The 17,445-nt window shown below is 65.4% G+C and carries 15 protein-coding genes and 1 pseudogene; 9 read left to right on the top strand and 7 right to left on the bottom strand.

Annotated elements, in window-relative coordinates; translation table 11 throughout:
- Positions 1-2 precede the first annotated feature (2 nt).
- Together CH281_RS04210 and CH281_RS04205 are read right to left on the bottom strand one after the other, a co-directional pair.
- Positions 3-593 carry a cytochrome b/b6 domain-containing protein gene (locus CH281_RS04210; RefSeq protein WP_032392621.1) on the bottom strand — a complete coding sequence of 197 codons (591 nt, stop codon included), beginning with the start codon at positions 591-593 and terminating at the stop codon, positions 3-5.
- Positions 577-1,302 carry a molybdopterin-dependent oxidoreductase gene (locus CH281_RS04205; protein WP_094693119.1) on the bottom strand — a complete coding sequence of 242 codons (726 nt, stop codon included), beginning with the start codon at positions 1,300-1,302 and terminating at the stop codon, positions 577-579. Before CH281_RS04205 ends, CH281_RS04210 begins: the two co-directional genes overlap by 17 nt.
- 91 nt (positions 1,303-1,393) lie before the next feature.
- Between CH281_RS04205 and CH281_RS04200 the strand changes: the two genes are divergently transcribed.
- Positions 1,394-1,819, top strand: coding sequence for a pyridoxamine 5'-phosphate oxidase family protein (locus CH281_RS04200; RefSeq protein WP_094693065.1), 426 nt, complete (start codon positions 1,394-1,396; stop codon positions 1,817-1,819).
- Between the two features lie 5 nt (positions 1,820-1,824).
- Here CH281_RS04200 and CH281_RS04195 read toward each other — a convergent pair whose 3' ends face one another.
- Together CH281_RS04195 and leuS are read right to left on the bottom strand one after the other, a co-directional pair.
- On the bottom strand, positions 1,825-3,099 hold the full coding sequence (locus CH281_RS04195; RefSeq protein WP_094693063.1) for a lipase family protein: 1,275 nt from the start codon (positions 3,097-3,099) through the stop codon (positions 1,825-1,827).
- A gap of 88 nt (positions 3,100-3,187) precedes the next feature.
- Positions 3,188-6,010, bottom strand: coding sequence for a leucine--tRNA ligase (gene leuS / locus CH281_RS04190; protein ID WP_094693061.1), 2,823 nt, complete (start codon positions 6,008-6,010; stop codon positions 3,188-3,190).
- A 68-nt stretch (positions 6,011-6,078) separates the two neighbouring features.
- Here leuS and CH281_RS04185 point away from each other — a divergent pair, with 68 nt between their 5' ends.
- The 4 genes from CH281_RS04185 to CH281_RS04170 are packed head-to-tail and all read left to right on the top strand — an operon-like array spanning position 6,079 to position 9,865.
- Positions 6,079-6,483 carry an SdpI family protein gene (locus tag CH281_RS04185; RefSeq protein WP_027495026.1) on the top strand — a complete coding sequence of 135 codons (405 nt, stop codon included), beginning with the start codon at positions 6,079-6,081 and terminating at the stop codon, positions 6,481-6,483.
- Between the two features lie 4 nt (positions 6,484-6,487).
- Entirely contained in the window at positions 6,488-7,468 is a 981-nt protein-coding gene (locus CH281_RS04180) for a DUF1648 domain-containing protein (RefSeq protein WP_032385234.1), read from the top strand.
- 8 nt (positions 7,469-7,476) lie between these two features.
- Positions 7,477-8,472: a bile acid:sodium symporter family protein gene (locus CH281_RS04175; RefSeq protein WP_094693059.1), complete on the top strand. Its 996-nt coding sequence runs from the start codon at positions 7,477-7,479 to the stop codon at positions 8,470-8,472.
- Between the two features lie 31 nt (positions 8,473-8,503).
- Positions 8,504-9,865 (top strand): glutamate decarboxylase, encoded by a 1,362-nt coding sequence (locus CH281_RS04170; protein ID WP_094693057.1) that lies wholly within the window; start codon positions 8,504-8,506, stop codon positions 9,863-9,865.
- Positions 9,866-9,971: 106 nt separating this feature from the next.
- On the opposite strand, the gene CH281_RS04165 is transcribed toward CH281_RS04170, so the two are convergent.
- A complete protein-coding gene (locus CH281_RS04165) occupies positions 9,972-10,589 on the bottom strand; it encodes a YqgE/AlgH family protein (protein WP_032371389.1) in 618 nt (205 codons plus the stop codon).
- A 54-nt stretch (positions 10,590-10,643) separates the two neighbouring features.
- Complete coding sequence (locus CH281_RS04160) at positions 10,644-11,333, bottom strand: TetR/AcrR family transcriptional regulator (protein WP_094693055.1); 690 nt, start codon at positions 11,331-11,333, stop codon at positions 10,644-10,646.
- Between the two features lie 117 nt (positions 11,334-11,450).
- On the opposite strand from CH281_RS04160, the gene CH281_RS04155 reads away from it, so the two are divergent.
- The 3 genes and pseudogenes from CH281_RS04155 (at position 11,451) to CH281_RS04145 (ending at position 15,249) form a co-directional block, all read left to right on the top strand.
- The gene (locus CH281_RS04155; RefSeq protein ID WP_094693053.1) at positions 11,451-12,383 is read left to right on the top strand and encodes an NAD-dependent epimerase/dehydratase family protein; all 933 of its coding nucleotides are present in this window, start codon (positions 11,451-11,453) and stop codon (positions 12,381-12,383) included.
- A gap of 24 nt (positions 12,384-12,407) precedes the next feature.
- Positions 12,408-13,694 carry an MFS transporter gene (locus CH281_RS04150; protein WP_094693051.1) on the top strand — a complete coding sequence of 429 codons (1,287 nt, stop codon included), beginning with the start codon at positions 12,408-12,410 and terminating at the stop codon, positions 13,692-13,694.
- A 59-nt stretch (positions 13,695-13,753) separates the two neighbouring features.
- Positions 13,754-15,249 (top strand): annotated as a pseudogene (locus CH281_RS04145) (DUF4185 domain-containing protein).
- 50 nt (positions 15,250-15,299) lie between these two features.
- On the opposite strand, the gene CH281_RS04140 reads toward CH281_RS04145, so the two are convergent.
- Positions 15,300-16,766, bottom strand: coding sequence for a CCA tRNA nucleotidyltransferase (locus CH281_RS04140; RefSeq protein ID WP_032371394.1), 1,467 nt, complete (start codon positions 16,764-16,766; stop codon positions 15,300-15,302).
- A gap of 101 nt (positions 16,767-16,867) precedes the next feature.
- Here CH281_RS04140 and CH281_RS04135 point away from each other — a divergent pair, with 101 nt between their 5' ends.
- The gene (locus tag CH281_RS04135) at positions 16,868-17,443 is read left to right on the top strand and encodes an NUDIX hydrolase (RefSeq protein ID WP_027495017.1); all 576 of its coding nucleotides are present in this window, start codon (positions 16,868-16,870) and stop codon (positions 17,441-17,443) included.
- Positions 17,444-17,445 lie beyond the last annotated feature (2 nt).

Genomic DNA, 17,445 nt, shown 5'->3' with positions numbered 1-17,445 from the left:
TGTCACCACTCCGGATGCTCGTGCTCTGCCCACTCGCTGGTCACGGCACCCTGTGTCATTCCGCGCATTGCTTCCGGGTCACGCCAGGCATAGGTGATGTGTCCGACGACGAGTAGCCCGAATCCCAGGGCGAACCAGTCGTGTACGAATGTCGCGCCGATGCGCCAGTCCAACGGACTCCAGTTCTGGAAATACATCACGGCACCGGTGAGCAGGAGCACCAGAATCGACCCGCCGCTCAGCGCACCGTTCAGCTTCTGGCCGGCGTTGAATTTCCCGACCCCCACCGCCCCGAGTCGACGTGCTTTGGAGCGCAACCACTTCCAATCGTCGGCGACGAATCTGTTGAGACGGCCGAGGTCCGTGCGATAGCTGCGTGAGACCGCACCGAGGATCAACGGAATCGGCAACAGAAAGCCCGACCACACGTGCACGAACTCCACCACCGGGCGATTGCCGACCAGCACCGCGAGCGACCCGATGTACAGAATCGCCGCGGTCACCATGCAGACGATCACCAAGACCCCGACTGCCCAGTGCACGTACCGCTCGACTCGGTCGAACCGTGCGCGGTCGTCAGCTCGTGGGGTCATCGCGACGCCCGTTCGATTCGCCGACGTATGCGTCGATGTCGTATCCGCGTTTCTCCCAATATCCGGGAACCACGTTGTCCGTCAGCTCGATTCCGCCGAGCCACTTGATGCTCTTGTAGCCGTACATCGAAGCGACGAACAGCCGCACCGGACCTCCGTGATCGTGGGTGACGGGGCCGTCGAGCATGGTCAACGCAACCAGCACGTCGTCGCGACGGGCCTGCTCGAGCGTCAGGCTCTCGGTATACGTGCCGTCGAACGAGGTGAACCGCACCGACGTCGCCGACGCGGTGGGTGCGACGGCATCGAGGACATCCGCCAATCGCACTCCGCTCCAGGCAACTTCGGGTACCCGCCATCCCGTCACGCACTGGAAGTCACGTACCAACGACGTCTGCGGCATCGAGCGGAGGTCCTGCAGAGTGAACGTACGCGGCGTGTCGACGGAACCGCCCACCGTCAGGGCATAGGAGTTCTCGTCCTTGCGCGGCGCGCCCTGCGTCACCGAATAGAAGCGAAAGTTGTCGCCCACGGGAATCAGTCCGATCAGTCCCGTCGGATCGTGGTTACCGATCGGCCCGAGTACCGACGCGAGACCCTTCTGGACCGCGCCCCCACCGACGATGCCCGCGACCCCGGCCGCCACCAGGCCGAGCACGACTCGGCGACCCACGGGGCTACCCGCAATCTTCGGCTCGTCGATCGGCATCCCTCCACTGTCCACGGCGGACCAGGATCAGGCCACATTGGGCGTCGAATCAGGTCTGGAACTTCGCCCGGGGAAGTCTTACGGTTGATTCATGGCACTGTCGAAGACAGAACGCGAAGAGTATCTGGCCGAATCGCATATCGCCGCCCTCTCGGTAGCGGCCGGGGCGGGCCGTGGCCCGCTGACGGTACCGATCTGGTACGACTACACCCCCGGCGGTGAAGCCTGGGTGTTGACCGGTGCCACGTCCAAGAAGGCCCAATTGATCAGGACTGCAGGGCGATTTACCCTGATGATCGAGCAGTCCGATCCGACGATCCGCTACGTCAGCGTCGAGGGCCCCGTGGCGCGAGAGGAGCCGAGCACCCCGGAGCTGCTGCGCGCCATGGCAGCCCGTTACCTGCCCCCGGAGAAGGTCGACGGCTACCTCGAGATGGCCAACCGAGAGCAAGAGGAGAACGTGGTGTTCTACCTGCGCCCCGAACACTGGCTGTCCGCCGATCTCGGGGCCATCTGAGAGAACTACGAAGTCGGTGTCAGAGCATTGCCGGGCGGGATAGTCACACAGTTGCTGCGCGTCGGCCCACCGTTGAACCGTTCGGTCAGGAACTGCAGGCTCTGCGCCTCGAATACCGGGAAGGCGTCGCTGTGCGTCAGGCCGTCGTACTGCGCGTACTGCACATCGACGCCCCGGCCGCAGTAGCCGTACGCCAGTCCCTGCACGTCGCCGGTGATCATGACGGTGTCGCCGATCGGATCGGCGTGACCGACGGCCAGAAACATCGGCGTCCGCGGGGTGCCCTGGCTGCCCATGATGTTGTCGTCGATCGCCGCCACCACCTCGGGTACATCCAGCAGGGAGGTGTACGGGGCCTTGACCATCGAGGCGTCGGTGAGTGTCGGGTAGTCGTCGGCGAACTGGGCGATGCATTCCTGATCGACCTGGTCGATCACCTCGAAGCCGTAGTCGGAGATGAAACTGTTCAGGTCGAGTCCGTACGCACGCTCGTAGGCGACGATCAGTGCCGGGATGACACCCGCCCACTCTCTGTTACCGCTGACGTACGGAAGGTTGTGAGCCAGGTCGACGGGCAGCCCGCCGGCCGCCGCGCCGACCAGATTGAGCTCGGGCGCGTATTCGGGGGCAACTTCGGCACCCCACTGCGTCGGGACGGATCCGCCGGAGTACCCGACCATGCCGACGGGCGTGCTGGACGGAAGCTGCAGGAGGGACTGCGCGGCACGAATGCCGTCCAGAGCGGCGTAGCCCGACTGCCGACCGATCGTCCATTCGAGCTCCTCGCCCTCGTAATCCGGCACGACGACGGTGTAGCCGGCTGCAAGGTAACCGGCAATGACCGCCTGTTCCGCGCCGGCAATGGGACTCGTGGACCCGCCGCTGAGGGTGTACGAGGGATTGCATTGCGAGCCGAGGGCGTCGTACGCCATGTGGTACGAGACGATCCGCGTCGGCCCGGGGATCAAGGGCCGCAGCACTGTGGCGACCGTGACGACGCCGTCGCCCTGCTGGTCGGTAGTCCTGTAGAGCACCTGGCTGCCTGTGATCGGCGTCGGCTGGGTGGGGGTACGGAACGTCATGGACCTCGACCGCAGCACCGTTCCCGGGGAGACGTCCAGGCCGCCGTCCCAATCGTAGAACGGATCGTCGGCAGGAATCGGTGAGCCGGGTCCCGGATCTGCTTGTGCGACAGGGACACTCACCAGAGTTACGGACCCGAGAAGCAGTACGACGGAGGCGATCAGCCTCAACGCAAACCCTCTACCAGCCAGTGACATGCAACAAATTAAACCCCCGCGAGCTCGAAGTTATGGACGGAAATCGCAACATTTTTATCCATAACTTCGAGTTCGGCGGAGGCGGGGGTTACTTCAGAACGATGTTCACCATGCGACCAGGGATCACGATGATCTTGGTCGGGGCCTTCCCGTCCAGCAGGGCCACGATTTTCTCGTCGTCCAATGCCGTCTTCTCGACGTCGTCCTTCGTCGCATCGGCAGAGACCGTGATGCGGCTGCGGACTTTGCCGTTGACCTGGATGGGGTAGTCGACGGTATCGGCGACCAACCACTTCTTCTCCACGCGCGGGAATGGCCCGTGCGCCAACGACTTCTCGTGTCCGAGCCTGCCCCACAGGTCCTCGGCGAGGTGCGGCGCCAGGGGAGCGAGCATCAGGATCAGCGGCTCCACCACACCGCGTGGAGCACCGTCCGGGTACGCCTTGGTGATGTGGTTGGTCAGCTCGATCAACTTGGCACCGGCCGTATTGTCGCGCAGCGCAGCGTAATCCGCGTGCACACCGTCGATCACCCGGTTGAGCACTCGCAGGGTGTCCTCGGTGGGCTTGGCGTCGGTGACGCGAACCTCGCCGGTCACCTCGTCGAGCACCAGTCGCCACACGCGCTGCAGGAAGCGCTGCGCGCCGACGACGTCCTTCGTCGCCCACGGGCGTGAGGTGTCCAGCGGACCCATCGACATCTCGTAGACACGCAGGGTGTCGGCACCGTACTCGGCGAAGATCTCGTCGGGCGAGACCGAGTTCTTCAGCGACTTACCCATTTTGCCGTACTCACGGTTGACGGGCTGGTCCTGGTAGAAGTAGCCGCCGTCGCGTTCGACGACCTCGGCTGCAGGTACGTAGACCCCGCGGGAATCGGTGTACGCGTAGGCCTGGATGTAGCCCTGGTTGTACAGGCGTCGGTAGGGCTCGCTGGAGCTGACGTGACCCAGATCGAACAGCACCTTGTGCCAGAAGCGCGAGTACAGCAGGTGCAACACCGCATGCTCGACGCCACCGACGTAGAGATCCACTCCGCCCGGATCGTTGGGTCCGTGGATTTCGGGACGCGGCCCCACCCAGTACTTTTCGTTCTCCGGGTCTGCGAAGGCCTCGGAGTTGGTGGGGTCGACGTAGCGCAGCTGGTACCAAGAGCTGCCGGCCCACTGCGGCATCACGTTGGTGTCGCGGGTGTAGGTCTGCAGTCCGTCGCCCAGATCGAGTTCGACGTTGACCCACTCGTCGGCCTTGGCCAGCGGTGGGGACGGCTCGGAGCTGGCGTCGTCAGGATCGAACGAGACCGGCGCGTAGTTCTCGATCTCGGGAAGTTCGACCGGCAGAGCAGAATCGGGCAGTCCGTGCGGGTTGCCTTCGGAATCCCAGACGATCGGGAACGGCTCGCCCCAGTAGCGCTGGCGCGCGAACAGCCAGTCGCGCAGCTTGTACTGAATGGTGCCGCGGCCCTTGCCTTCTGATTCCAGGCGTGCAATGACGGCGGCTTTGGCCTCGTCGACCGGCAGGCCGTCGAGGAAGCCGGAGTTCACCAGCGCACCGTCGCCGACGTAGGCGGCCTCAGTGACGTCGCCACCGGAGATAACTTCGCGCACAGGCAGATCGAATGCCGTCGCGAACTCCCAGTCACGTGCGTCGTGGCCTGGAACGGCCATGATGGCGCCGGTGCCGTAACCGGTCAGCACGTAGTCGGCGATGAACACCGGCACCTGCTCACCGTTGACCGGGTTCTCGGCGTACGCACCGATGAAGACGCCGGTCTTCTCCTTGTTCTCCTGCCGCTCGAGATCGGACTTCGCGGCGATCGACGCGCGGTATGCGGCAACGGCTTCGGCCGGTGTCGCGGCGCCGCCGGTCCACTTGTCCGAAATTCCGGCCGGCCACTGCTCGGCCACCATGCCGTCGACCAGATCGTGCTCGGGCGCGAGCACGACGTAGGTGGCACCGAACAGTGTGTCCGGACGGGTGGTGAACACCTCGATCCCGGAGAACGAGACCTGCGCTCCGCGAGAGCGTCCGATCCAGTTGCGCTGCATGGTCTTGACCTTCTCGGGCCAATCCAGGTATTCGAGGTCGTCGACCAGCCGATCGGAGTACGCAGTGATGCGCATCATCCACTGGCGCAGGTTCTTTCGGAAGACCGGGAAGTTGCCGCGATCGCTACGTCCGTCGGCGGTGACCTCCTCGTTGGCCAGCACGGTACCCAGGCCAGGGCACCAGTTGACCATCGAGTTGGACTCGTACACCAAACGGAAGCCGTCGATCACCTCGCGGCGTTCACCGACGGTCAGCGACTCCCAGGAGCGGCCGTCGTCCAAGGTCCGCTCACCCGAGGCGAATTCCGCCTCCAGCTCCGAGATGGGGCGCGCCTTGCCGAGCTCGTCGTCGAACCAGGCATTGAAGATCTGCAGAAAGATCCACTGCGTCCAGTGGTAGAAGTCGACATCCGTCGTCGCCAGGGACCGTCGACGATCGTGCCCGAGACCCAGGCGACGCAACTGGCGTCGCATGTTGACGATGTTGTCCTCGGTGGTGCTGCGCGGATGCGTACCCGTCTGCACGGCGTACTGCTCGGCGGGCAGTCCGAAGGCGTCGTAGCCCAGTGCGTGCAGTACGTTGCGTCCCTGCATGCGGTGGTACCGCGCGAAGACATCGGTGGCGATGTAGCCCAAGGGGTGCCCGACATGCAGGCCGCTGCCCGACGGATACGGGAACATGTCCTGGACGAAGAGCTTGTCCTTGGGGACGTCTCCGGCGAGCGCTCCGACCGGGTTGGGCGCGTCGAAGGTGCCCTGCGATTCCCACAGGTCCTGCCACTGCTCCTCGATGAGCCCGGCGAGTTCGGCTGTGTAGCGGTACTCGGGAACGGACTCGGTGGATGCTTCAACGGAATCGGTCACACCTACCAGCCTAAAGTGTGACGCGGCCCGCCTGGTACCAGGACCTCGCTGCGCCGTATCCTGGCCAGGTGGTCATCGTCTCGGTTGTGTTGTTCGTGCTCGCCCTCGTCGTCGGGGCTGTCGCTGCCCTGTCGCTGCTCGGCCGGCTCCCGCGCAATCGATTCGCCGGTGTCCGTACCCCCGAGGCAATGCGCGACGACGAGACGTTCGTCCTCGCGAACCGTGTCGCCGGCCCGACCACAGCCGCATCTGCGCTGGTACTGGCCATCGGCGGCGTAGCCGCACTCGCACTGAGCGGCATCGCAGCGGTCGTCGGAGTGGTCGTTGCCCTCGCTGCAGCGCTGTTCATCGCCGCAGCCGGCGGATCCATCGGTGCCCGCGCAGCCGCGGCAGTGCCGGCACCCGCCGAGGCCGACGGATGCGGACAATCGTGCATCTCGTGCAGCCTCAAGGACGCCTGCCAGCCGAGCTGAGCGCATGAAACAGAAGAGTCTGCGCACCTTCGATCCGGCCGGAGTCGTCTTCGGCGTCGTCCTCCCGCTCGCGGTTGCCGCTCTCTGCCTCGTCCTGGCCTATCTGTGGGAAGGTCGCCTGCCGGACCAGGTGGCGACTCACTTCAGCGGAACCCAGCCGGACGACTTCTCCAATCCGCTCGCCAACGCCTGGACCGTCGCCATCGTCATCGTGTTGGTCGGCGGCGGTGTGAGCGCGGTGGCCGCCCTGGCCCGAGTGCTGCTGATCATGCGTCGGACGATGCTGATCATCGGGCTCACCGTCGTCGGGACGATCGGAGTGCTGGAGATCGCGACCCTCGCACGCGAACTCGACCTACCCACCGAGCAGAGCGTCACCATTCCCGGCTGGGCCATCGCCGTCGGTACCGTTGCCGGGTTCGCCATCGGACTGTTCGGAGCGACGCGCCTGCGGGATCACCGCGAACGCGTCGTCGCCACCGCACCCCTGCACACCGACCTACCTCGGTGCGGCCTCGAACTGCCGCTGGTGGTTCCCGTCGGAGCGAGCCGCGTCGCCGCAGTCACGGTGATCGCGCTGTCTGCGGCCGGAGCCGGCGTGACGTGCTACCTCTCGAATTCGCCGTGGCCGATCTTTCTGTTCGTTCCGCTGACCATCCTGATCCTGTCCCTGCTGCGATTCACCGTGCACATCGACAGTGACGGCCTCTACGTCTCGAGCCTGGGAATGGCGGCATTCGACTACGACATCGCCGAGATCACCGGTGCCTCGGTGCGGACGGTGAACCCGGCCAAGGACTTCGGCGGGTGGGGTCTGCGAGCGAAGGGCCGCGGCAACTACGCCGTCGCCACCGAAGCCGGGCCGGCGGCATTCGTCACCTTCGCCAACGGTGATCGACTGACCATCGGAACCGCAGCCGCCGACACGATCGCGGGAACGCTCAACACCCTCACCGACCGTGCCCGCACCACCACTGCGGACTGAGTGGCCGAGTGAAAGCGTTGCGGGACACCGTCCTGGATCCCTTCCTGCTGAGCATCTTCGCGGTCGCCGCGCTGGCGAGCATCTTCCCGGCGTCGGGAACCGCCGAGGACGTTCTCGGCTGGGTGACACGCGTCGCCATCGGGTTGCTGTTTCTCATCTACGGCGCGCGACTGTCCCCACGTGACGCCTGGGAAGGCGTCAAACACTGGCGCTTGCACTCGGTGATCCTGGCGTCGACGTACCTGCTGTTCCCCGCGCTCGGCCTGGCCCTGAGGGTCCTCGAACCGAGTCTGCTCAGCGAGGACCTCTACACCGGAGTGCTGTTCCTCTGCCTGGTGCCCTCGACCGTCCAATCCTCGATCGCCTTCACCTCCATCGCCCGAGGCAACGTGGCCGGTGCCGTGGTGAGCGCGTCGTTCTCCAACATCCTCGGCGTGTTCGTCACCCCGCTGCTGGTGCTCGCGCTGATGACCACCACGGGTTCGGCGAGCATCGATCCCAGCTCGATCCTCGACATCGTTGCGCAGCTGCTGCTCCCGTTCGCCGTCGGTCAGCTGCTCCGACCCTGGGTGACGGGCTGGCTGACCCGCCACAGCGCGTCGACGAAGCTCGTCGACCGGGGATCGATTCTGCTGGTCGTCTTCTCCGCCTTCAGCGCGTCGATGAACCAACACGTGTGGTCGTCGGTCGCCCTGTGGCGTATCGGCATCGTCGTCGCCGTGTGCATCCTGCTGCTCGCCCTCGTTCTGACGATCACCTGGTACGCAGGCAAGTGGTTCGGTTTCTCGCTCGAGGATCGTCTGGTGCTGCTGTTCTGCGGATCCAAGAAGAGCTTGGCGAGCGGACTGCCGATGGCCGCCGTGCTTTTCGTCGGCCAACCCATCGGGTTGATCGTCCTGCCGCTGTTGCTGTTCCATCAGATCCAGCTGATGGTGTGCACCGTCATCGCTCAGCATTTCGCGCGTCGACTGGAACCGAGCCCGGCGGCGGTCGTCGCGGACTAGGTTGGTGTCAGTCGAGAAATCGGAGAAGACAATGCCCAGGAAACTGCACACGGACGGCGTCGTCTCTGCCGCCTACACCGGCCGGCTCGCCACCGATCCTGTACCCGCACTGCGACTCCCCGAGAATCAACTCGACCCCGACGCCGCCTACCGCTACATCCACGACGAACTGATGCTCGACGGCAGCTCACGCCTCAACCTGGCGACGTTCGTGACCACCTGGATGGATCCGCAGGCCGAGAAATTGATGGCGGAAACGTTCGACAAGAACATGATCGACAAGGACGAGTACCCGTCCACCGCGGCCATCGAAGAACGCTGCGTCAACATCGTCGCGGACCTGTTCCACGCACCCGGCCTCGACCGCGAGGACCCGTCGTCGGCCACCGGCGTGTCCACCATCGGCTCCAGTGAAGCAGTCATGCTGGCGGGGTTGGCGCTCAAGTGGCGCTGGCGGGCAAAGGGCGCCGGGACAGGAACCCCGAACCTGGTGTTGGGCAGCAATGTCCAGGTGGTGTGGGAGAAATTCTGTCGCTACTTCGACGTCGAACCCAAGTACCTGCCCGTCGAGCGCGGTCGCTACGTCATCACCCCGGAACAGGTTCGGGACGCGGTGGACGAGAACACCATCGGCGTCGTGGCGATTCTCGGCACCACGTTCACCGGTGAACTCGAACCGGTACAGGAAATCTGCGCCGTCCTCGACGAGATCGCCGGCGGCGGTGGACCCGACGTACCGGTTCACGTCGACGCGGCCAGCGGTGGTTTCGTCGTACCGTTCTTGTACCCGGAGCTCGAATGGGACTTCCGTCTGCCTCGGGTCAAGTCCATCAACGCCAGCGGACACAAGTACGGATTGACCTATCCGGGAATCGGATTCGCCATCTGGCGGACCAAGGAAGACTTGCCCGAGGATCTCGTGTTCCGCGTGAACTACCTCGGCGGCGACATGCCCACCTTCACGCTGAACTTCTCGAGGCCGGGCAATCAGGTCATCGGCCAGTACTACAATTTTCTGCGCCTGGGCCGGTCCGGCTACACCGACATCATGAAAGCACTGCGCGACACCGCAGTTCGCGTCAGCACTCATCTCGCGCAACATCCCGACATCGACGTGATCACCGACGGATCGGCCATCCCGGTCCTGTCGTTCATGCTGAAGGAGCACTGCGAGTTCACCGTGTTCGACGTGTCCCACGAACTGCGTGCCCGCGGCTGGCAGGTGCCGGCGTACACGATGCCCGGCAACGCCACCGACGTCGCCGTACTCAGAATCGTCGTCCGCGAGGGCTTCAGCGCAGACCTCGGCCGCATGCTGTGCATCGCCATCGACGAGGTGATCGACGGTCTGAAATCGGGCGGACACTCGACCGCGCGGGCTTTTTCGCACTAGGTTGCGTCCTGGGTCGTGAGTGGAAACTCGACCCCTGCTACGAGGCGGGAGTGGAGCCTGCGGAACGACCCGAAGGCACTTTCGCGCACGTGCGGCGCAGCCGCTCTCAGTTCCGTTCGACGTCGATCGGGTGGGATGCCAACAGCGCCAACGGCATCGGCTGACGACGCAGAACCTGCGCCCACAGGTCGACGCGCGGCGGACCGATCACATCGGAAGCCAAGGCCGACAACACGATCCAGTCTTCTCGGTCCAGTTCACCTTCGAGCTGCCCGAACGTCCACCCCGAGTACCCGGCGAAGATGCGCACACCCTCCACGTACGGCGCGATGTCGGCGGGGTCGGAATCCAGATCGACCATCACCACCCGGCCGTCGACTCGGCGCAGACCGGCGACCCCGTCGATCGACGCACCGGTGCGCAGCGTGGCCAGACACAGTGCCGAATCGCGCTTGACCGGACCACCGACGTACAGGGCCCGCGGCTTCGCGGCGAGCTCGGACCAATCGGGCAGCACGTTCTGCACCGCGGTCTCACTGGGGCGATTGATCACGACGCCGAGACTGCCCGCGTCGTTGTGTTCGATGATGTAGATGACGGTGCGCCGAAACGTGGGCTCCACGAGTTCGATGGACGACACCAGCAGACTGCCGGGACGAACATCGTGCAGTGCCGACGCCGTCCGATCCTCGGGTTCCTCCGCATGCGCTGCCACATCAGCCATTGTGGCACCGCACACCGCCGGATGTGGCACAAGCACGACGGCCAGTCCTCGGTCCTACTCGAGCCCGGCAATCTTCGTCAGAATCCCCAACTGGAACTCGAACAACGCGTCCCGGTCGGCAAACGTCGTCGCGCCGTACTGATCGAACACGTCGAAGTTGATCGCGCCGAACAGTGACGCCCACACCATCACGCCCAATGCGATGAGCTCGTCGGGCAGCTCCATGTCCATCTGGGCGCGGATGTCCTCGAAACTTGCGTGCAGCGACGCCAACTCGGTGGGTGCCGATTCGATGTCCGGGCGACGGATGTCCCAGGCCGACTGCAGGACTGCGACCAATGTGGTGATCACCCGGGTCCCCGGGCCGGTGGTCTGTTCGGCGGGCGCGTGGTAGCCGGGTACGGGGCTGCCGAAGAGCAGCGCGTACCGAGCCGGCTCCCGCAGTCCCCATCGACGCACCGCCCGGCTCAACGCCCGGAATTGGTCGGCAGGGCCGTCCGCGGCGTCGACGGCCGCGTCGACCTCGTCGCCCAGCTCGGAATACGCGTCGACGACGAGCAACGTCAGTAGTTCGTCCCGGCTCGAGACGTAGCGATAGACCGCCGAGGAGACGACGCCCAGATCTCGGGCGACCGCGCGTAGCGACAGGGCCGCAGCACCGTCTGCGGCCAGGTGCTCGCGTCCGATGCGGGTGATGTCGCTCAGAGTCTGGGCGCGGGCTCGGGTACGCGGAGTGCTCGCCATGCTCGCTACTGTAACTGCCGCTCTTTTCCAAGAGCACTGCTCTTGCTTTTCTCCGAGCGAAGGTGCACACTCGATACATCAGAGAGCACCGCTCTCGTTTACCGAAACGGAGTAGCCATGTCAGAACTTCACGTCGTCACCGGTGCCGGACCCGTCGGCTGGACGATCGCCGAACAGCTTGCCGCGCAGGGACATACGGTACGGATCCTCACTCGGTCCGGCAGCGGGCCACAGCATCCGAACATCGAACGGCGATCGGTCGACGTCGAGTCCGACGACCTCCGAGCGCACGTCGACGGAGCAACCGCCATCTATCACTGCACCCACGCCGCCTACGAGAACAAGGTGTGGCGCGACAAGCTCGAGGCGATGGAACGACGTGTGCTCGACGCGGCCGCGGGCACGGTCGTCGTGTTCCCCGAGAGTCTCTACGCCTACGGCCGGGTCGACGGGCCCATTCGCGAGGACTCGCCCAGAAATGCCACGTTCCGCAAGCTGGGTGTGCGCACCGAACTCCTGGCCGCACGCGACACTCACTCGACCCCCACCGTCAGCATCGCGGCATCCGACTTCTACGGCCCACGGGTGCTCGTCTCGCACATGGGAGAACGTGTGGTCGCCAATGTGCTCGCTGGTAAGACCATTAGGGTGATCGGGGCCGCGAACCTACCCCATTCCTTCACGTACGTGCCGGATTTCGCAGCCGCGATGATCGTCGCGGCCACACGACCGTCCACGTGGAACACCGTCCTGCATGCACCGACCGCCCCCGCGGTGACTCAGCGGGAGATGATCGAGATGTATTCCGCTGCAGCGCACTTGCCGACCCCGAAGATCGGTGTCGTGCCGGCTTGGGTCATGCGAGCACTGGGGCTCGTTTCCGGTCCGATGAAAGAGCTGGGGGACACCCTGTACCAGTTCCGCGACCCCTACATCCTCGATTCCAGCCACAGCGAGCGCGTTCTCGGCCTCGAGCCCACCCCGCTCGCCGACGGCACAGCCGCCACGATCGCGTGGTGGAAGGCAGACAAGCCCGCCGTATCGGTGTGACCGACGCGAGATAGAGTCCCGTCGGTGAACGACGCCTCCTTTCGTACCCGCCTACGTGAGTCCCCGGGCGTCGGCAAGCTCACCACTGTTCGTTTCGCCGGCCAGTTCGGTGATGGATTGTTCCAAGCCGCATTGAGCGGTGCCATCCTGTTCAATCCCGAACGCGCCACCAACCCCGCCGAGATCGCCGCCGGTTTCGCTGTTCTGCTCGTGCCCTACTCGTTGGTGGGCCCGTTCGCAGGTGCGCTGTTGGACCGCTGGGATCGTCGATCGGTTCTGTTGTGGGCCAATATCGTTCGCATCGCTCTCATCACCGCTACCGCCGGGCTGCTGTGTGCCGGGGTCGACGCCGCTCCGCTGCTGCTGTTGGCTCTGGCCACCGTCGGGCTCAGTCGGTTCGTCCTCGCGGGCGCGTCGGCATCGTTGCCGCATGTGGTGCGGCAATCGTGGCTGGTGCCGATGAACTCGGTACTGGCCACCGTCGGCTCCGGTTTCGCGGCGGCCGGTGCGGGACTGGCGGTCGCAGTGATCGGTGCCGTCGGAGCGGGGGATCTCGGTTCGGGTGTCGCCGTGGGGCTGGCCGCGACCGGCTCGGTGGTCGGTGCTGTTGCGGCCGGACGGTTCGCGCCGCGGTCTCTCGGTCCCGATACAGACGATTCGCCCGGCAACCCGCTGAAAGACGTTGCCGCCGGCCTGAAATCGGGTGCCCTGGCGGTGTGGCGGTCGCCGGGCGTGACCACCGCGATGATCGGCATCGGGGCACACCGCATCGTGTTCGGCATCAACACCCTCATCATGGTGCTGGTGCTGCGGGAGAGCACGCAGAGTTCCCTGCCCGGCGGCCTCGCCGGCTTCGGCATTGCCGTCGGAGCCACGGCCACCGGAATGTTCCTCGCCGCCGTCATCGCCCCGTTCGCCGTCCCGCGGTTCGGCCGCACTCGCACCATCGCCACGGCCCTCGTCCTGGCCATCGCCGCTCAGGTGGGTGCCGTCTCCGGCCTCACCCAGACCAGTCTGCTGCTCGGAGCTTTTCTCCTCGGGATCGCCGGGCAGACCGTCAAACTCAGTGGGGACGCGGCCATGCAGATCGAGATCGACGACGCGCATCGCGGACGAGTCTTCGCGTTGCAGGACACCGTGTTCAACGTCGCGTTCGTCGGCGCCCTCGCCGCGGCCGCATTCGCCGTCGGCCCCGACGCCACGGAGCTGAGCCAGGATCCCACTGCGCACGCGCTGGTGTTCGTCGGAGCAGGAATCTACGCCGTCGGCTTCGTCGCAGCGGTACTCAACACGAGGCGCGCACCGCGCTGACGTGGTGTATCTTCCCGTATCGGACCGCTAGGTTTCGTCGGACAACACGGGGGCACCGCATGCATGGCCGCACGACGTCGCTCGGCTGCATCATCGCGGTTGCCGCAGGTACAGCCGTTCTTTCCGCACCCCCGCGTACGCGGCCCCGCCGCCGCCGGTGAATTCCTGTGGAGAAACCGGATTCGACCCCAAGGACTACCCACCAGAGCCCGTCGGGCCCGGAAATCCGCCGCAGCTGCCGCCGTTGCCGGATCGTGTGGTGATCCCCGTGCCGTATCCGTCGATCGAACTCGTGCCGGTGCCCGACCCGCCGCCGAACAACACCCGTGTCCAGGCCGAGCCGTCGGCCGACCCGTGCGCGGACCCCTGCCCCGACCTCACCGACGCCACGGAGTCGCCCACCACCGGCTCCGCAGACCATCTCCCGTTCCCTCGCATCGAGATCGACCCGCAACCCGAGACCATTCCCATCCCGATTCCCGGCCCCGGTGGAACTCCGAAAACCCCGCCGCCGGCACCCGCGGTCACCGCGGCGGAGTCCGGGCCGACGACGGTACCGCCGGTGGCACCGGCCCTCGGACACGTCGAGGTGGTCTCGCAGCTGACCGGACCGGGATCGGAGAACCGCACCGACAAGCGCTGGCAGGTCGACGGCACCGACCTCGGCATCATGTGGGAGAGCAAACCGGGCGAGGTCGCCGTCGTTTTCGGCGATTCCTTCGGCAAGGGTTGGGAATTCGGTGTGGTCGGCGGAGACGATTGGCGGTCGAACGTACTGGGACACAGCACCGACACCGACCTGTCCGACGGTATGACCCTGGACTCGATGGTGCAGGATTCCCGCTGTCACGCAGCCGAATTACTACCCTCGCGCAAGATCAAGAATTGGGAGACCACCGTCATCCCCACGTCCGGGTTCGCGATCGACGACCGGCAGTACATGTCGTACATGTCCATCCGGCGGTGGAGCACGATCCCCGGCATGTGGTGGACCAACTACGGCGGCATCGCCTATTCCGACGACAACGGTTCCACCTGGGTCAAGGACGAGCATGCCAAGTGGGACAACGTCTTCGGGTTCTCCAAGTTCCAGGTGTCGACGATGGTCCCGGCGGGGGAGTACGTGTACATGTTCGGCACCGTCAACGGTCGCGCCGGACAGGTCGGCCTGGCACGCGTCCCGAAAGCGGACGTACTGAACAAGACCGCCTACCAGTACTGGGTGAACGGCACCTGGGCTCCCGTCGGATCGAACGAGGCCACCCCCATCGCCGACGGTATGGCCGGGGAACTGTCGGTCCAGCACGACGGCGCCCGAGGCCTCTGGCGGATGACGTATCTGGATCCGTTACGCGGCGATATCGTTCTGCGCGAAGCAAATTCACCGCAGGGTGAGTGGACCGCCCCGAGCACCCTGATCGATACCGCCGAGTACCCCAAGACCTACGGCGGCTTCATTCATCCCTGGTCCACGGCGAACGAGCTGTACTTCACCGTCTCGGAGTGGGACAGCTACAACGTCTATCTCGTCAAGGCCGAGCTTCGCTCGTCGTGAGTGGAAGCTCGTAGTGGGCTACGAAGTTCCGCGCACGTGCGCGGGACGCGCTACTGCGTCGGCCACCACTCGAGCAGCGCAGCTTCGGCGTCCTCACGTGAGAGTGGTCCTCGATCGAGGCGCAGTTCCTTCAGGTATTTCCACGCCTTGCCCACGTCGGGACCGGCGGGGATACCGAGCAGCTCCATGATCGCGTTGCCGTCGAGGTCGGGACGAACCCGCGCCAGGTCCTCCTGCTCGGCGATGCGGGCGATGCGCTCTTCGAGATCGTCGTAGGTGGCTTGCAGGGCAGCCGCTCGACGCTTGTTCCTGGTGGTCGAATCGGCTCGAACCAGCTTGTGCAACTTGGGCAGTAGCTCGCCGGCATCGGTGGCGTAGCGACGCACCGCCGAGTCGGTCCACTGACCCTTGCCGTATCCGTGGAATCGCAGATGCAGGAACACCAGATGCGAGACGTCCTCGATCATCTTCTTCGAGTACTTCAACGCGCGCATACGCTTTCGCACCATCTTGGCCCCGACGACCTCGTGGTGGTGAAAGCTGACGCCGCCGCCGGGCTCGTTACGTTTGGTATCGGGCTTGCCGATGTCGTGCAGCAGTGCGGCCCAACGCAATACGAGATCGGGGTCGCCGTCCTCGAGGTCGATGGCCTGCTTCAGAACCGTCAACGAATGCCAGTACACGTCCTTGTGCTGATGATGCTCGTCGATTTCGAGCTTCATGTTCGGCACCTCGGGAATGATGCGCTGAGCCAGACCGGTCTCGCACATCACGTCGATGCCCTCGATCGGGTGGGCACCGAGAATCAGCTTGTCCAGCTCCACCTGAATGCGCTCGGCGGTGATGCGGTCGATCTGATCGGCCATGTCGACGATGGCGCTGTGCACCCGCGGCAACAACGAGAAGCCGAGTTGCGACACGAAACGAGCCGCGCGCAGCATCCGCAGCGGATCGTCACCGAACGACGTTTCCGGTGCCGACGGGGTATCGAGAACGCCCTCGAGCAACGCGTCCATGCCGCCGAGCGGATCGACGAACTCCTGCACGCCGTCCGCACCCAACCGCACGGCCATGGCGTTGACGGTGAAATCGCGTCGAACGAGATCTTCTTCGAGGCTGCTGCCGTATTGCACCTCGGGGTTGCGCGAGACCTGGTCGTACGAATCGGTGCGGAACGTCGTGATCTCGATCTGCTGGCCGTCCTTGGCCGCACTGATCGTTCCGAACGCGATGCCCGTGTCCCACTGATGGTCCGCCCACCCGGACAGCAGCGTCTGAACGACCTCCGGCCTGGCGTCGGTGGTGAAATCCAGATCGGTTCCCAAACGACCGAGAACCGCGTCCCGAACGGACCCTCCGACGAGGTACAGCTCGTGGCCCGCGGCGGCGAACAACGCGCCCAGCGGGGTCAATACCGGCGCGAGTTCACGCAACGTCACCGCAGCTGCAGCCAGCAACCTTTCCCGGCGCGCATCGGCGTGCTCGGGGGAAACGGAAGACAGGGACTGATCGGCCACGGTGGAAGAGCCTACTGGCGCAGTACCGACCGGATCGTCTCGGCCATCGGCCACGGTGCGGCAAGCCGGAGCGGGGCGCCGAGGCAACTAGTATGGATCGGGTGTCTGCTGCCGAACGTGCGAACAGGAGCCGCCGCAACCCGCGGCGGCGTCAAGCACGCGCCGACACCGAAGCACCCAAGCTGCGGACCGTCCGAGAAACCTCTGCCGGAGGCCTGGTGGTCGACGGCCTCGACGGCCCGCCTGCCACCCGCTGCGCAGCCTTGATCGGCCGCACCGACCGGCGCGGACGCCTGCTCTGGTCCCTGCCCAAAGGACACATCGAGCAGGGCGAAACCGCCGAGCAGACGGCCATGCGCGAAGTCGCCGAGGAGACCGGCATCCGCGGCACCGTGCTGGCGTCGCTGGGAAGCATCGACTACTGGTTCGTCACCGAAGGCCGCCGGGTCCACAAGACCGTTCATCACTATCTCCTCCGCTTCCTGGGCGGTGAACTGTCCGACGAGGATCTCGAAGTCACCGAAGTCGCCTGGGTACCGCTGAGCGAACTGCCGTCCCGGCTCGCCTACGCCGACGAACGCAAACTCGCCGCCATCGCCACCCGCCTCATCGAGGACATGAACGGCGAGCAGGCAACCGGCGGCGACACGAACGCACCCACGCCCGGCGGGAAGTGATC

The organism is Rhodococcus sp. 06-221-2 (assembly GCF_002258365.1).
Classification (GTDB): domain Bacteria; phylum Actinomycetota; class Actinomycetes; order Mycobacteriales; family Mycobacteriaceae; genus Rhodococcoides; species Rhodococcoides fascians.
The sequence above is the reverse complement of the archived record's forward strand: the minus strand, read 5'-3'. Positions and strand labels throughout refer to the sequence as shown.

Coding starts and splice junctions, on each gene's coding strand:
- CH281_RS04155 (WP_094693053.1), top strand. CDS start 11,451: ATGTCAGAACTTCACGTCGTCACCGGTGCCGGACCCGTCGGCTGGACG.
- CH281_RS04210 (WP_032392621.1), bottom strand. CDS start 593: ATGACCCCACGAGCTGACGACCGCGCACGGTTCGACCGAGTCGAGCGG.
- CH281_RS04205 (WP_094693119.1), bottom strand. CDS start 1,302: ATGCCGATCGACGAGCCGAAGATTGCGGGTAGCCCCGTGGGTCGCCGA.
- CH281_RS04170 (WP_094693057.1), top strand. CDS start 8,504: ATGCCCAGGAAACTGCACACGGACGGCGTCGTCTCTGCCGCCTACACC.
- CH281_RS04195 (WP_094693063.1), bottom strand. CDS start 3,099: ATGTCACTGGCTGGTAGAGGGTTTGCGTTGAGGCTGATCGCCTCCGTC.
- CH281_RS04165 (WP_032371389.1), bottom strand. CDS start 10,589: ATGGCTGATGTGGCAGCGCATGCGGAGGAACCCGAGGATCGGACGGCG.
- CH281_RS04180 (WP_032385234.1), top strand. CDS start 6,488: ATGAAACAGAAGAGTCTGCGCACCTTCGATCCGGCCGGAGTCGTCTTC.
- CH281_RS04200 (WP_094693065.1), top strand. CDS start 1,394: ATGGCACTGTCGAAGACAGAACGCGAAGAGTATCTGGCCGAATCGCAT.
- CH281_RS04160 (WP_094693055.1), bottom strand. CDS start 11,333: ATGGCGAGCACTCCGCGTACCCGAGCCCGCGCCCAGACTCTGAGCGAC.